Source organism: Stenotrophomonas sp. 610A2, assembly GCF_030549615.1.
Classification (GTDB): domain Bacteria; phylum Pseudomonadota; class Gammaproteobacteria; order Xanthomonadales; family Xanthomonadaceae; genus Stenotrophomonas; species Stenotrophomonas pigmentata.
The window spans coordinates 3,650,204-3,665,466 of the sequence record NZ_CP130832.1; the positions used below are offsets into that span (position 1 = coordinate 3,650,204).

Genomic DNA, 15,263 nt, shown 5'->3' on the forward strand with positions numbered 1-15,263 from the left:
TTGCTGCCGGGAAGAATCCCAGGCCCTGCAAATGACAATGGCGACCCTCGGGTCGCCATTGCCGTTCCTGCCCAAAGAACGCGTCAGCCGATCACAGCGCTGCAAGCGTGGGGCGACCTGCATTCCTTGCCATGCCACCGATCTGCTCCAGCAGCTGGCGTGTCTCCTTGCCCGGATCCAGTCCCAGCTCCTGCCGCAGCACCGACTCGAAGCGTTGGTACACCTTCAGCGCTGCCGCTCGCATGCCGGTCCCGGCATGGGCGCGCATCACCCGCCGCGCGTGCGCTTCGTTCCAGGGGTCACGTTGGCTCAAGGCGCTGGCCAGCTGCACTGCCGATTCCCAGCGTGAGGATTCCAGCATCTCATCGCAGCAACGCTCGGCCGCGCCCATCAGCTGGGCCTCGAGCATCTGCCGGGTGGTTTCCAGCCACGCCTGGAAGTTGGAGTCGGCAATGTCCTCCATCCCTTCCAGGAACACCCGCTGCTCGGCCAGGAGATAGACCGACTGGCACGGCGCCAGCCGCAGCAGGTCGACGTCGAACAAGGGCTCGCTGCCGCGCATCAGGCCCACCGCCGAGCGCTCGATGCGCAGGATGTCAGCACCCAGCGCCATCACGCAGAAGCGGTTGAGGTTGCTCAGCACCTGTCGCAGGTTGGTCAGCGCGCTGGTCTCACCCAGCGTTGGCCACAGCAGCGCCGCCAGCGCTGCCCGCGAGTGCATCCGGTTCGACTCCATCGCCAGGTAGCCCAGCAATGCCCAGCCCTTTCTATAGATAAGCGGTGCCGGCAAGCCCTCAGCCTGCCCCATCAACTGGACCAATCCAGTCATCGGTGCGCCGCTGTGTCCGCCACACCGGTTCGCACCCACACACGTCACGTCCTGCTCTACTACCTGCGTCATGGTTTTCCCCCGGCTGGCCCAGCAAAAAGAGGCCCTTACTTGTTAAACCGGCAAAAGCGGCGCGATCCAATCATCGCCGGGGAAAATTTTTTCCTTCGCCTGCATTCAAGCTGCCACCACAGCCCCGAAACCGCGCAATCCGGCAACAAGCGTCGCCGGCGCACTTAGGTTTCAGCCGCAACCATGCCGTAGTGGCGGGGCTTGCGCGCCAATATCAGGTATTCACACCTGCAAGCGTTGACACGCACATGCCGGTGGTGGTTATCTCGACTAATGCTGCAACGCCACAACACCACCGCCAACACAACTTCGACCCCGGCTCACGCCGCGGCGTCGCTGCTTGTACTCGTACTTATTACCGAACCTACAGGGGCGGGGCGAGCTGGCGCGTAGCAGAAAATGCCAGATTCGAACAAAGACCCCGCACCGGCCCCGGCGCGGGGTTTTTCGTTTCCAGCTTCTATTTCATCTGAAACCATGTATTCGACCACTCACACCATGAACAAACACACCGCCAACGCTGCCTGCCGCAGCGCTGCAACCTGCATGGTGCCTCCCCCGCCCGCCCCGGCCGCTGCGTCCTGACGCAACGGCCGTTTCTTTATCTGCACGTCTCTCTTCATCGCAAGGAAACCAAGCACCATGAGCACCAACGAACTGCCCCAGATCAAAATCGCCGTCGTCGGTTACGGCAGCCAGGGCCGCGCCCATGCCATGAACCTGCGTGAATCCGGCTTCGACGTGGTTGTCGGCCTGCGCGCCGGCGGCCCCACCGAGGTCAAGGCACAAGCCGATGGCTTCACCGTCAAGAGCCCGGCCGACGCGGTCAAGGACGCCGACCTGGTCGCCGTGCTGACCCCGGACATGGTGCAGAAGAAGCTGTACAACGACGTGCTGGCGCCGAACATGAAGCAGGGCGCCTGCCTGCTGTTCGCGCACGGCCTGAACGTGCATTTCGGCATGATCGAGCCGCGCGCCGACCTGGATGTGGTGCTGGTCGCGCCGAAGGGCCCGGGCGCACTGGTGCGTCGCGAGTATGAAATCGGCCGCGGCGTGCCGTGCATCTACGCGGTCTACCAGGACAAGAGCGGCAAGGCCGAGCAGTTCGCGCTGGCCTATGCGGCTGGCCTGGGTGGCGCCCGCGCCAACATCATCAAGACCACCTTCAAGGAAGAGACCGAAACCGATCTGTTCGGCGAACAGGCCGTGCTGTGCGGTGGCGCTTCCTCGCTGGTCCAGGCCGGCTTCGAAACCCTGGTGGAAGCCGGCTACCAGCCGGAAATCGCCTACTACGAAGTGCTGCACGAACTGAAGCTGATCGTCGACCTGTTCTACGAAGGCGGCATCACCCGCATGCTGGAGTTCATCTCCGAGACCGCCCAGTACGGCGATTTCGTCAGCGGCCCGCGCGTCATCGATGCCTCGGTGAAGGCTCGCATGAAGGACGTGCTGACCGACATCCAGAACGGCACCTTCACCAAGAACTGGGAAGCCGAGTACGACGCCGGCCTGCCGAACTACAAGAAGTTCCAGCAGGCCGACATGGAACACCCGATCGAAAAGGTTGGCAAGGAACTGCGCGCCAAGATGGTTTGGCTGCAAGGTCAGACTGCGTAATCCGCGGTCCCCCACCCGCAACTGGCAAAGGTCGCTGCATGAACACATCCACCCCCGGTGCGCCCCGTAACGGCGCACGCTGGCTGACGCAGGCCCTGGAAGCCGAAGGCGTGCAAACGCTGTTCGGCTACCCGGGCGGCACCATCATGCCGTTCTACGACGCATTGGTGGACTCCAGCCTCAAGCACATCCTGGTACGACACGAGCAGGGCGCGGCGCTTGCCGCCAATGGTTATGCCCGCGCAAGCGGCAAGGTAGGCGTATGCGTGGCCACCTCCGGCCCAGGTGCGTCCAACCTGGTCACCGGCATCGCCGACGCCATGCTCGACTCGGTACCGATGGTGTGCCTGACCGGTCAGGTCGCTACCCCGCTGCTGGGTACCGATGCGTTCCAGGAACTGGATGTGTTCGGCATGACCATGCCGATCGTCAAGCACAGCTGGTTGGTGCGCAGCGTCGATGAGCTGCCGCAGGTGGTTGCCGAAGCCTTCCGTGTCGCCCGCGAAGGGCGGCCCGGTCCGGTGCTGATCGACCTGCCCAAGGACGTGCAACTGGGTGATGCCTCGCACCTGCCCGATCACGTGCCGGCCTCGGTGGACCCGGTACCGGCACCTTCGGCAGAACGCCTGGCTGCTGCGGTCGAGATGATTGCCGCTGCCGAGAAGCCGGTTGTCTATGGCGGTGGCGGTATCGGCTTGGCGGATGCGGTTGGTGAGTTCCGTCACTTCGTCGAAAGCTCGGGCATCCCGACCGTGTTGACCCTGCGCGGGCTGGGTGCCTTGCCGGCCAATCATCCGCAGTATCTGGGCATGCTGGGCATGCACGGCACCCGCGCCGCCAACATGGCGGTGCAGGAGTCGGACCTGTTGATCGTGGTCGGTGCCCGCTTCGATGACCGCGCCACCGGCAAGCTGGCCGAGTTCGCCCCGTTCGCCCGCGTCATCCACCTGGATGCCGATGCCTACGAGATCTCCAAGCTGCGCGCGGTCGACATCGCCATCCCAGGCAACGTCAAGACCGGCCTGCAGGCGTTGACCAGCATCCGCAGCAGCTGCAACAACTGGCGTGCACGTTGCGCCGCCAACCGTGAAAAGTTCTCCGCACGCTACGACGCCCCCGGCCACGACATCTACGCTCCGGCGCTGCTGAAGCGGCTGAGCGAAGTGGCACCGCCGGATACCGTCATCGCCTGCGATGTCGGCCAGCACCAGATGTGGGTGGCGCAGCACTGCCGCTTCAACCACCCGCGCAATCACCTGACCTCCGGCGCACTGGGCACGATGGGCTTCGGCCTGCCGGCGGCGATGGGTGCGCAGTTCGCCTGCCCCGATCGCACCGTGGTGCTGGTCTCCGGTGATGGCAGCTTCATGATGAACGTGCAGGAGCTGGCCACCATTGCCCGCTGTCGCCTGCCGGTGAAGATCGTGCTGCTGGACAACTCCTCGCTGGGCATGGTCCGCCAGTGGCAGGAGCTGTTCTTCGCCGAGCGTTACAGCGAGATCGACCTGTCCGACAACCCGGATTTCGCCGCGCTGGTGCAGGTGTTCGGCATCCCCGCCACCCGCATCACCCAGCGTGCGCAGGTCGAGGATGCACTGGCCGCCATGCTGGATACCCCTGGCCCGGCATTGCTGCACGTGTCCATCGATGCACGCGCCAACGTGTGGCCGCTGGTGCCACCCAACAACGCCAACAGCACCATGCTGGACAGCAACCCAGCCCATGCCAAGGCAGCGCAGGAGAGTTCCAATGCAATACCGGCTTGACCTGGTGCTGAAGCCTGCCGAAGGCGCGCTGGTGCGCGTGATCGGCATGGTCGAACGGCGCGGCTTCGCCCCCAGCAACATCGCCGGCGCCCGCAATGCCGACGATGCCGGCCGCTGGCACGTGCAGATGGATATCCATGGCACGCGCCCGCCGGAAACCCTGTGCCACCAGTTGCAGAAAGTCTATGACTGCGAATCCGTGCAACTGGTTGCCGTAGCAGGTGCCAGCGTATGAGCAGCGATGTAAGTGGCGTACCGGTAGTACGCCGCCGCAAACCACGGAGGCGTCTTCTTCGACGCGAACAGTCGACAGCTGGTTCGCTCGTATCCGGTGACGGCCACGTACATGCCTGATCGTGGCCGCGCCGTCGCAGTTGCAACACCCGCTGACGCCCTGAACGTCAGCGTTGCCGACGTATTGGCCGCGCAGGCACGCCTGCGCCGTTTCCTGCCGCCTACCCCGCTGCACTACGCCGAGCGTTTCGGCACCTGGCTCAAGCTCGAAAACCTGCAGCGCACCGGCTCTTACAAGGTGCGTGGCGCCTTGAACGCAATGCTGGCCGCACTGGAGCGCGGCGACGAACGCCCGATTATCTGCGCCTCGGCCGGCAACCACGCCCAAGGCGTGGCCTGGGCCTCGCATCGGCTGGGCGTGCAGGCCATCACGGTGATGCCGCATGGCGCACCGGCCACCAAGATCGCCGGCGTCCAGCATTGGGGCGCGACCGTGCGCCAGCATGGCAACAGCTACGACGATGCCTATGCGTTCGCCCGCGAGCTGGCCGAGCAGAACGGCTACCGTTTCCTGTCCGCCTTCGACGACCCCGACGTGATCGCCGGCCAGGGCACGCTGGGCATCGAGTTGGCCCCGCATGCACCGGACGTGGTGATCGTGCCGATCGGCGGCGGCGGCCTGGCCTCGGGCGTCGCCCTGGCCCTGAAATCGCAGGGCGTCCGCATCATCGGCGCGCAGGTTGAAGGCGTGGACTCGATGGCACGCGCGATCAAGGGCGATGTACGCGAAGTTGATCCGGTGCCGACCCTCGCCGATGGCGTCAAGGTCAAGATTCCAGGCTTCCTCACCCGCCGCCTGTGCGCCAGCCTGCTCGACGATGTGGTCATCGTGCGCGAAGCCGAGCTGCGCGAAACCCTGGTGCGACTGGCACTGGAAGAACACGTCATCGCCGAAGGTGCAGGTGCACTGGCGTTGGCCGCAGGCCGCCGCGTCTCCGGCAAGCGCAAATGTGCGGTGGTATCCGGCGGCAACATCGATGCCACGGTATTGTCGACCTTGTTGTCTGAAGTACGCCCCAGCCCACCACGCAAACCTCGACGGCGTAACGCCGAACGACTTAGAAGCCGTGTCGTTGCATCCACACAGCGCAGTTCCAGATCCGAATCCCCCCAAATTTCCGTTACCGCCGCAGTCGAGGAGACCCTCTGGTGAATACTCCAGCCAACAATACCCCGCGAATTACCATCTTCGACACGACCCTGCGCGACGGTGAGCAATCACCCGGCTGCAGCATGACGCCACCACAGAAGCTGGTGATGGCAAGGGCGCTGGCGGAACTGGGCGTGGACGTGATCGAAACCGGTTTCCCCGCAAGTTCGCAGTCCGACCGCGAAGCCATGGCCTTGATCGGCCGCGAGGTACGACAGCCGGTCCTGGCAGTGCTGTCGCGCTGCCTGGCCGGCGATATCGAAACCTCCATCAAGGCTCTGGAAGCCGCAGCGCGCCCGCGCCTGCACCTGTTCCTGTCCACCAGTCCGCTGCACCGCGAGCACAAGCTGCGCATCAGCAAGGAACAGGTGCTGGAATCGGTGCACAAGCATGTGAGCATGGCGCGCGGCTACCTGGACGACGTCGAGTTCTCCGCCGAGGACGCCACCCGCACCGAACTGGAATTCCTGACCGAAGTCACCCAGGTCGCGATCGCTGCCGGCGCGCGCACCATCAACCTGCCCGATACCGTTGGCTTCACCACGCCGGAGGAAATCCGCGCGATGTTCCAGCACGTGATCGCCAATGCGGCCGGCGCTGACAAGGTGGTGTTCAGTACCCACTGCCACAACGACCTGGGCCTGGCCGTGGCCAATTCGCTGGCCGCCATCGAAGGCGGCGCACGCCAGGTGGAAGGTTCGATCAACGGCATCGGCGAGCGCGCCGGCAACTGCGCGCTGGAAGAGATCGCGATGGTGCTGAAGGTCCGCAACGCCTTCTACAACAACTTCGACACCGGTTTCGATACCCGCCGCATCGTGCCCACCTCGCAGCTGCTGCAGCGTCTGGTCGGCATGCCGGTCCAGCGCAACAAGGCCATTGTCGGCGCCAATGCCTTCGCGCACGAATCCGGCATCCACCAGCACGGCATGCTGCGCAATCGCAATACCTACGAAATCATGCGTCCGGAAGACGTGGGCTGGGAGTCCTCGCAGATGGTGCTGGGCCGCCACAGCGGCCGCGCCGCGGTCGAGGCACGCCTGCGTGCACTGGGCTACTGGCTGGAAGAGGAAGAACTGAAGCTGATCTTCGAACAGTTCAAGGCACTGTGCGAACAGCAGCGCGTGGTCACCGATGCCGACCTGCAGACCTTGATGCAGGGCACCTCCAGCAGCGACGGCTACCGCCTGGCCTCGATGACCATCAGCGACGTCGGCAGCCGCGCCAATGCGCTGGTCGAGCTGTCCGATCCGGAAGGCAACCGCGTGGCTGAAACCGCGCAGGGCGACGGTCCGGTTGATGCCCTGTTCTCGGCGCTGTCGGCCGCCACCGGCGTGCAGCTGACCCTGGACAGCTACCACGTGCACAGCGTCGGCATCGGTGCCGATGCGCGCGGCGAAGCCAACCTGAGCGTGCGTCACGAAGGTGAGATCCTCGAAGGCACCGGCACCAGCCGTGACATCATCGAAGCCAGCGCGCTTGCGTGGCTGGATGTCACCAACCGCCTGCTGCGCCAGCGTGAAAGCAGCACCACCGAGGAAGCCGTCAGCGCCTGAGCGCGACGGCAGAACATAGGCACCGGAACGAACCAATGAGCTCCGCACCCAAAACCCTGTACGACAAACTGTGGGACGCTCACGTTGTCGTCCCCGAATCCGACAACGCGCCGGCCGTGCTGTACATCGACCTGCACCTGATCCATGAAGTGACCTCACCACAGGCCTTCACCGAGCTGCGCGAGCGCGGCCTGAAGCCACGCCGCACCGACCGCACCAAGGCGACGATGGATCACTCCACGCCGACCCTGCCGGCCGGCCCGGACGGCAAGCTGCCGTACGCCAGCAAAGCCTCCGAAGCGCAGGTCGAAACCCTCGCCAAGAACTGCGCCGAGTACGGCATCGAGCTGTTCGACCTGTCCTCGGCTAACCGCGGCATCGTCCACGTCATCGCCCCCGAGCAGGGTTTCACCCAGCCGGGCATGACCATCGTCTGCGGTGACAGCCACACCTCCACGCATGGCGCATTCGGTTCGCTGGCCTTCGGCATCGGCACCAGCGAAGTCGGCCACGTGCTGGCCACGCAGTGCCTGTTGCAGCGCAAGGCCAGGACCATGGCAATCACCGTCGATGGCGAACTGGCACCAGGCGTCGGCGCCAAGGACGTGGTGCTGCACATCATCGGCGTGATCGGCGTCAACGGTGGCACCGGCCATGTGCTGGAGTTCCGTGGCTCGGCGATCCGCGCGATGGACATGGAACAGCGCATGACCCTGTGCAACATGTCGATCGAGGCCGGTGCCCGCGCCGGCATGGTGGCACCGGACCAGGTCACCTTCGACTGGGTCGCCAACACCCCGCGCGGCCCCAAGGGCGCTGATTTCGACAAGGCCGTGGCGTACTGGTCCTCGTTGAACAGCGACGAAGGCGCGCGCTTCGACGTCGAAGTGCAGATCGATGCCGCCGACATCCGCCCGACCCTGACCTGGGGCACGCACCCGGGCACTGCGATTGCGGTTGATGCGCCGATCCCGGCTGCCAACGATGCCGCTGCGCAGAAGGGCCTGGACTACATGAAGTTCGAAGCCGGCCACAGCTTGATCGGTACTCCGGTCGACGTGGTGTTCGTCGGTTCCTGCACCAATGGCCGCCTGAGCGACATGCGCGAAGTGGCGCAGGTACTGCGCGGCCGCCACGTCGCCGATGGCGTGCGCATGCTGGTGGTGCCGGGCTCGGAGATCGTCAAGCGCGATGCCGAGGCCGAAGGCATCCACGAGGTCGTGCGTGCCGCCGGCGCCGAATGGCGCGAGCCGGGCTGCTCGATGTGCATCGCCATGAACGGCGACCTGGTTGCTCCCGGCCAGTTGGCGGTCAGCACCAGCAACCGAAATTTCGAAGGCCGCCAGGGCCCGGGCTCACGCACTTTGCTGGCCTCGCCGATGAGCGCGGCATGGGCAGCGGTGAATGGCCGCGTTGCCGATACCCGCGACCTGTTTGCCAAGGAGGTGGCGTGATGGCCGCACTGACCACAATCACCTCGCGCAGCGTGGTGCTGCGCCAGACCAATATCGACACCGACCAGATAATTCCGGCGCGCTTCCTGTCCACCACCGAGCGTGCCGGCCTGGGCAAGAACGCCTTCAATGACTGGCGCTGGCAGGCTGATGGTTCGCCGAATGCCGAATTCGCCTTCAACCAGCCGCATAACCAAGGCCGCGCCATCCTGTTGGCCGGACGCAATTTCGGCTGTGGCTCCTCGCGCGAACATGCGCCGTGGGCGCTGACCGATCTGGGCCTGCAGGCAATCGTCAGCAGCGAGATCGCCGACATCTTCCGCAACAACTCGCTGAAGAACGGCCTGCTGCCGATCGTGCTCGACGAAGCCGATGTGCAGGCGCTGATGCAGAACCCGGATGACGAACTGACCGTGGATGTGGCAGCGCGCGAGCTGCGCACCTCCAGCGGCAAGGCCTACAGCTTCCCGCTGGATGGCTTCTCGCAGACCTGCCTGCTGGAAGGTGTGGATCAGCTGGGTTGGCTGCTGGGGCGGGTGGATGAGATCGAGCGGTATGAGGCGGCTCGCGCGGCCTGACGAAACACCCCTCCCCTTGCCGGCACAGCCGGCAGGGGGAGGTCGGGAAGGGGTTGGCTTTGGCTTGCAAGGCTCAAACGGCAACAGCAAGAGCTACCCCTCCCCAGCCCTCCCCTGCGCCTTTGGCGCAAGGGAGGGAGTAAATCTGCGTCGCCTGCAGGCAGCGCGCGAAACACCCCTCCCCTTGCCGGCGCAGCCGGCAGGGGGAGGTCGGGAGGGGGTTGGCTCTTGGCTTGCAAGGCTCGAACGGCAACAGCAAGAGCTACCCCTCCCCAGCCCTCCCCTGCGCCTTCGGCGCAAGGGAGGGAGCTCCCAACAACTGCAACCGGAACCCTTACATGCAAGCCAACATCGTCGTACTGCCGGGTGACGGCATCGGTCCTGAAATCACTGCCGTCGCCGTCGACGTGCTCAAGGCCATCGCAAGCCGGTTCGGCCACAGCTTCAGCTTCAGCGAACACGACATCGGCGGCATCGCCATCGACAATCACGGCGAGCCGCTACCCGCAGCCACGCTGGACGCCTGCAGCAAGGCCGATGCGGTCCTGCTCGGCGCCGTCGGTGGCCCCAAGTGGTCCGACCCGAACGCCAAAGTGCGCCCGGAACAAGGCCTGCTGGCGATCCGCAAGGCACTGGGCCTGTACGCCAACCTGCGCCCGGTGCGCACCCATCCGGCCGCGCTCAACGCCTCGCCGATCAAGCCCGAGCTGCTCAAGGACGTGGACTTCGTGGTGGTGCGCGAGCTGACCGGCGGCATCTACTTCGGCGACAAGACCCGCGATGCCGACAGCGCCAGCGACCTGTGTCGCTACACCGTGGTCGAGATCGAGCGCGTGCTGCGCAGCGCCTTCCGCCTGGCACAGCAGCGCCGCGGCAAACTGACCTCGGTGGACAAGGCCAATGTGCTGGAAACCTCGCGCCTGTGGCGTGACATCGCCGCACGTATCGGCCGCGAGGAATTCCCGGACGTGGAACTGGAACACCAGCTGGTCGATTCCATGGCCATGCACCTGATCGCCAAGCCGCGCGTCTACGATGTGATCGTCACCGAGAACATGTTCGGCGACATCCTCACCGACGAAGCCTCGATGCTGGCCGGTTCGCTGGGCCTGCTGCCGTCGGCCTCGCTGGGTGAACAGGGCAAGGTCGGCATCTACGAACCCATCCACGGCTCGGCACCGGACATCGCCGGCAAGGGCATCGCCAATCCTTACGCCACCATCTTGAGCGCAGCGATGCTGCTGCGGCACTCACTGGGATTGGAAGCGGAAGCTGCAGCCATCGAACAGGCGGTGACATCCGCACTCGATGGAGGTCACTTCACTGCCGACCTCGCAGCACAAGGACAGGCACTCAGCACCCAGCAAGCCGGCCAGGCCGTGCTTGCGCAGTTGAACTGATGTAACCGGACGCGGCCCTTGGCCGCGTCTTTTTTTGCGGGCCGTTCCCGCTGGGTGGATACCACGCCGTTTCTTCATTGGACCTGTCGCTTCAGGTCCCGCACGAAAAAGGAATGACCTTGAACTACCGCACTCCCGACGACTTCCTGGCCCATGTGGCCAAGCGCGACCCCAACCAGTCCGAGTTCCTGCAGGCAGTGAAGGAAGTGGCACACAGCCTGTGGCCGTTCCTGCAGCAGAACCCGAAATACACGCAATATGGGTTGCTGGAACGTCTGGTCGAGCCGGAGCGGGTCATCCAGTTCCGTGTAGCGTGGGCCGATGACAAGGGGCAAACCCACGTCAATCGCGCCTGGCGCGTGCAGCACAGTTCGGCGATTGGTCCATTCAAGGGTGGCATGCGCTTCCACCCGTCGGTGAACCTGTCCATCCTCAAGTTCCTGGCCTTCGAGCAGACCTTCAAGAACGCCTTGACCACGCTGCCGATGGGTGGCGGCAAGGGCGGCTCGGACTTCGACCCCAAGGGCAAGAGCGATGGCGAAGTAATGCGCTTCTGCCAGGCGCTGATGCTGGAGCTGTACCGGCATCTTGGTCCCGACACCGACGTACCGGCCGGTGATATCGGCGTGGGCGCGCGCGAGGTCGGCTTCATGGCCGGCATGATGAAGAAGCTCAGCAACGATGCCTCCAGCGTGTTCACCGGCAAGGGCCTGGCCTATGGCGGCAGCCTGATGCGACCGGAAGCCACCGGCTTCGGCACGGTCTATTTCGTCGAGCAGATGCTGCACCACGCCAAGCGCCAAACCCACGGTGCCAAGGTGCTGGTGTCCGGTTCCGGCAACGTCGCCCAGTACGCGGCGATCAAGGCCAGCGAGCTCGGCGCCAAGGTGCTGACCTTCTCCGATTCCGGCGGCACCCTGTACGCGCGCGACGGCTTCGATGACGCCGCCATCCAGGAAGTGATGGTGCTGAAGAACGAGCGCCGCGGCCGCCTGTCCGAGCTGGGCGATGATGCGCGCTTTGAATTCCTGGCTGATCGCCGTCCCTGGCATATCCCGGCCGACATCGCCCTGCCCTGCGCTACCCAGAACGAGCTGGATGAAACCGACGCACGCACCCTGGTCCACAACGGCGTGCTGTGCGTGGCCGAAGGCGCAAACATGCCGTCGACGCTCGAAGCGGTTGATGTGTTCCTGCAGGCTGGCACGCTGTACGCACCGGGCAAGGCCAGCAATGCCGGCGGCGTGGCTACCTCGGGCCTGGAAATGAGCCAGAACGCGCTGCGCCTGTCCTGGCGCCACGCCGATGTCGACGAGCGCCTGCACGTGATCATGAAAGAGATCCATGCCAACTGCGTCCATCACGGCGTGCGTGCCGATGGCAGCGTCAACTATGTCGACGGCGCCAACATCGCCGGCTTCGTCAAAGTCGCCGATGCGATGCTGGCACAGGGCCTGTACTGAGTCCGTTCCGCCAACAGCAAACCGCCATTGACGGCAGCTGCGGGTGCCGTCAATGCAGCGCTCCGCTGCCTGGACGCTGCAGAGTCACCACGGCCAGTCAGCTGCCAGCGGCTGGCATCATGCCAATACGCGGTTGCGGCCTTCACGCTTGGCGCGGTACAGCTGCCTGTCCGCTGCCGCCAGCAAGGTACGCCCATCCGCCTGTCCCGGACCCAGTGCGGCGACGCCGATGCTGACGGTGACATTGACGTCGGCATCGACCTCTTCGAAGCGCAGCCTTGCCAGGCGGATGCGCAACTCGTGCAATGCCGCCACCGCCTCCTGCAAGGGCATGCCGTGGATGACAACGAGGAATTCCTCGCCGCCATGCCGCGCGACAAACTGCTCCTTGCCAAGCCGCAACTGCAACAGGCCGGCGATATCACGCAACACCTGGTCACCGGCCTCGTGCCCGTAACGGTCGTTGATCTGCTTGAAGTGGTCGACGTCCACCAGCGCCACATTCAGCGGTGTGCCATCGGCGACAGCCTGCTGCAGGGATTTCTGCAGGTAGGCGTCGCCGGCGCGTCGATTGGGCAGGCCGGTCAGCGCATCATGCATGGCCTGGTGTTCCAGCCGCTGCAACAAACTCGCGCGCTCAAAGTCGGCCTGCTCGAGTGCCCGGTTCTTCTCGCTCAGTTCCTGCGTGCGCGCGGCGATCTCGTTGTTGAGCCGCTTCTGCCGGAGCCGGTAGCTGGTTGCGCGCCAGCCCAGCAACAGCAGCAGCAACCCAAACAGCGCGACCCCGGCAAGCCAGCGCACCCACGGCCGCTGCCAAAGCGGTGCGGCGATATCCAGCCGCAATACCGCCTCGCCGCCACGGTTGGCGTTGTCCCAATCCAAGGGCAGCGACATCGCCTGTATCCGCAACTGGTAACGCCCGGGCGGCAGGTTGGTGTAGACCGCTTCAATCCTGCTGCCTGCGTCCACCCATTCCCGATCAAAACCTTCCAGCCGATAGCGGTAGCGCATCTTGTCCGGCGCGCGGAAGCCCAGCCCTGCGTAAGCAACGGCAACGCGGTCCACGCCTGCAGGCAGGTCATAGTTGTCGCGCAGCGGCTGTGGATCACCATCCACCACCACGCTCTCGATGGCGATTGGCAACTTGCGGAAACGTGTACTGCCATCCACGCGCTGCGGATCAATCACCGCCAGGCCACCTGCGGTGGGGAACAGCAGTTCCCCCTTGTCGGTGAACCAACCTGCCGGGGATGAAGCACCGTTGCCCTGGCTGCTGGGCATGCCGTCGGTATGGTCCAACACCTGCACCGACAGATGCGTGCGTGCGCCGGCGGCCACCGCGATCAGCTCACGCCGATCCAGTCGGAACACACCCTGGTTGCTTGGCAGCCACAGATGCCCGCCACCGTCATCGATCACCCGGAAGATCTTGTCCCGCGGCAGCCCGTTGCGATGGTCGAACACAGTGATATCCAGGCCGCGCTTGCGCAGCAGGCCATGATCGGTGGCCATCCACAGGTCGCCGTTGTCGTCGCCCAGGAAATCGAAGACGTAGCGCGCCGGGAAGTCCAGGTCCGCCGACCAGCCTTGGATTTTGCCGTCCGCCCCCAGCCCGGCCATGCCGCCGTTGGTGCCGATCCACAGTACGCCCGACAGATCGCGGTAGAGGGCATGCACCGCCAGCCCCGGCAGGCCTTCGTCCAGGCCGTAGTGGCGCAGCTTTCCCTGCTGGTGATGGAACAGGCCTTCGGAACTGCCTATCCACAGGCTGCCATCACTGTCACTGAGCAGGCTGCGCACCAGCGGCGGCACCGTGCCCGGCAAGTTGATCTGCTGCACCACCCGCCCAGCCTCATCCAGCTGGAATACGCCCTGGTTGTAGGTGCCTGCCCACAGCGCGGCACCGCGGGTGGCCAAGGCCAGCACCGATGCATCGCGGCCATTGCCTGGCAGCAAGCGCACCCGGCTGATGGTCTCGCCACGCATCCGGTCGAGCCCTTCGGAATGGCCGACCCATACATCACCGTCAGCGGTCTGGATCAGCGCGCGCACGTAGTCCGAACCCAGCCCATCCTCGCTGGTCAGCCCGCGCGCGGCACCTTCATCGACGCGGAACAAGCCATCGGTGCTGCCAGCCCAGACCAGGCCTTCGCGATCGATCATCAGCGCCGGACTGACCTGCCCGGGGATCACGATCCGCTCGGTCTTGCCTGCATCCCAGCGCAATAGACGCCCGGCGGACAGACTCAACCACAGCGCGCCACTGGCATCCAGGCGTATCGAGTCCACGCGCTCGCCCGGCAGCAGGTGCTGGCGCTGGCCATCTCCGTGCAGCCAATGGACACCATCGTCGGCAGCGACCACCCAACCGCCCTTGCCGTCATCCAGCAGGTCGCGCACTACCCAGCCGGCGGTGTTGTTCCATGCACTGAGCTGGCCCCGCTGTACCTGATAGACGCCTTTCTCGGTCGCCACCAGCACCGCATCATCCGCGCCAGGATGCAGCGCGGTGATTGGTACTTCGGGCAATCCCAAGGCGCTGCCTGCATCCAGCAGCTGCCCGGAGGGCAGCAGTCTCAGCAGTTTTTCCTTTGCCCCGATCCATAGCCCGCCGGAGCGGTCGCGCAGCAGCGCGCTGACCGTCAAATGCCGTGCATCGTCTCCGCCCAACGCTTCCCAGCGCCCGCGGTGATAGCGGTAGACACCATCGGAAATCGTGCCGAACAGCACCGCACCATCTGCCTCGGGCAGGATGCTGAGCACCCCGGACAGCTCGACCCCCGGTGTGTTCTGGCGATCGAACACGGTGAAGCTGCGGCCGTTGAAGCGGACCACGCCTTCCCAGGTACCCAGCCAGATGAATCCGTCACTGCCCTGCGCTACCGACTGCACCAGGTTGTGCGGCAGCCCCTGTTCCATGCCCCAACCGGCCACGGTATGCCGTGCGGCCTGGGCGGAAGGGATGATGGCCGCCGTCAGCACAACGCCCGCGAGCAGCGCCCACAGCAGCCCAGCCAGCCACTTGCGACCGGCAGCCGCTTTGAAAATGACGTAGGAAACCCTTTGGCGTCTGAACAAACCCGC

General features: G+C 65.1%; 11 protein-coding genes. 9 read left to right on the top strand and 2 right to left on the bottom strand.

Annotated features, from left to right (window positions below):
• Nucleotides 1-91: 91 nt before the first annotated feature.
• Entirely contained in the window at nt 92-829 is a 738-nt protein-coding gene (locus Q5Z11_RS16290; RefSeq protein WP_303747357.1) for an AfsR/SARP family transcriptional regulator, read from the bottom strand.
• Between the two features lie 714 nt (nt 830-1,543).
• On the opposite strand from Q5Z11_RS16290, the gene ilvC reads away from it, so the two are divergent.
• From ilvC to gdhA, 9 genes are all read left to right on the top strand, one after another.
• A complete protein-coding gene (ilvC, locus tag Q5Z11_RS16295; protein ID WP_303747358.1) occupies nt 1,544-2,518 on the top strand; it encodes a ketol-acid reductoisomerase in 975 nt (324 codons plus the stop codon).
• Between the two features lie 38 nt (nt 2,519-2,556).
• A complete protein-coding gene (gene ilvG / locus Q5Z11_RS16300) occupies nt 2,557-4,284 on the top strand; it encodes an acetolactate synthase 2 catalytic subunit (RefSeq protein ID WP_303747359.1) in 1,728 nt (575 codons plus the stop codon).
• A complete protein-coding gene (locus Q5Z11_RS16305; protein WP_282267202.1) occupies nt 4,268-4,519 on the top strand; it encodes an ACT domain-containing protein in 252 nt (83 codons plus the stop codon). The genes ilvG and Q5Z11_RS16305 overlap by 17 nt, the downstream gene beginning before the upstream one ends.
• A gap of 111 nt (nt 4,520-4,630) precedes the next feature.
• Nucleotides 4,631-5,731: a threonine dehydratase gene (locus Q5Z11_RS16310; protein WP_303747360.1), complete on the top strand. Its 1,101-nt coding sequence runs from the start codon at nt 4,631-4,633 to the stop codon at nt 5,729-5,731.
• Nucleotides 5,728-7,284 carry a 2-isopropylmalate synthase gene (locus Q5Z11_RS16315; RefSeq protein ID WP_405051615.1) on the top strand — a complete coding sequence of 519 codons (1,557 nt, stop codon included), beginning with the start codon at nt 5,728-5,730 and terminating at the stop codon, nt 7,282-7,284. Before Q5Z11_RS16310 ends, Q5Z11_RS16315 begins: the two co-directional genes overlap by 4 nt.
• Nucleotides 7,285-7,319: 35 nt before the next feature.
• The gene (gene leuC / locus Q5Z11_RS16320) at nt 7,320-8,738 is read left to right on the top strand and encodes a 3-isopropylmalate dehydratase large subunit (RefSeq protein ID WP_303747361.1); all 1,419 of its coding nucleotides are present in this window, start codon (nt 7,320-7,322) and stop codon (nt 8,736-8,738) included.
• Nucleotides 8,738-9,316 carry a 3-isopropylmalate dehydratase small subunit gene (gene leuD / locus Q5Z11_RS16325; protein ID WP_303747362.1) on the top strand — a complete coding sequence of 193 codons (579 nt, stop codon included), beginning with the start codon at nt 8,738-8,740 and terminating at the stop codon, nt 9,314-9,316. The genes leuC and leuD overlap by 1 nt, the downstream gene beginning before the upstream one ends.
• A 338-nt stretch (nt 9,317-9,654) precedes the next feature.
• Entirely contained in the window at nt 9,655-10,716 is a 1,062-nt protein-coding gene (gene leuB / locus Q5Z11_RS16330) for a 3-isopropylmalate dehydrogenase (RefSeq protein ID WP_303747363.1), read from the top strand.
• Nucleotides 10,717-10,829: 113 nt separating this feature from the next.
• Complete coding sequence (gene gdhA / locus Q5Z11_RS16335; protein WP_303747364.1) at nt 10,830-12,179, top strand: NADP-specific glutamate dehydrogenase; 1,350 nt, start codon at nt 10,830-10,832, stop codon at nt 12,177-12,179.
• A 117-nt stretch (nt 12,180-12,296) separates the two neighbouring features.
• On the opposite strand, the gene Q5Z11_RS16340 is transcribed toward gdhA, so the two are convergent.
• On the bottom strand, nt 12,297-15,257 hold the full coding sequence (locus Q5Z11_RS16340) for a ligand-binding sensor domain-containing protein (RefSeq protein WP_303747365.1): 2,961 nt from the start codon (nt 15,255-15,257) through the stop codon (nt 12,297-12,299).
• Nucleotides 15,258-15,263 lie beyond the last annotated feature (6 nt).

Excerpts from the sequence above, each read along its gene's own strand:
- leuB (WP_303747363.1), top strand. The coding sequence starts at position 9,655 with ATGCAAGCCAACATCGTCGTACTGCCGGGTGACGGCATCGGTCCTGAA.
- Q5Z11_RS16310 (WP_303747360.1), top strand. The coding sequence starts at position 4,631 with ATGCCTGATCGTGGCCGCGCCGTCGCAGTTGCAACACCCGCTGACGCC.
- leuC (WP_303747361.1), top strand. The coding sequence starts at position 7,320 with ATGAGCTCCGCACCCAAAACCCTGTACGACAAACTGTGGGACGCTCAC.
- gdhA (WP_303747364.1), top strand. The coding sequence starts at position 10,830 with ATGACCTTGAACTACCGCACTCCCGACGACTTCCTGGCCCATGTGGCC.
- Q5Z11_RS16305 (WP_282267202.1), top strand. The coding sequence starts at position 4,268 with ATGCAATACCGGCTTGACCTGGTGCTGAAGCCTGCCGAAGGCGCGCTG.
- leuD (WP_303747362.1), top strand. The coding sequence starts at position 8,738 with ATGGCCGCACTGACCACAATCACCTCGCGCAGCGTGGTGCTGCGCCAG.
- ilvC (WP_303747358.1), top strand. The coding sequence starts at position 1,544 with ATGAGCACCAACGAACTGCCCCAGATCAAAATCGCCGTCGTCGGTTAC.
- ilvG (WP_303747359.1), top strand. The coding sequence starts at position 2,557 with ATGAACACATCCACCCCCGGTGCGCCCCGTAACGGCGCACGCTGGCTG.
- Q5Z11_RS16290 (WP_303747357.1), bottom strand. The coding sequence starts at position 829 with ATGACTGGATTGGTCCAGTTGATGGGGCAGGCTGAGGGCTTGCCGGCA.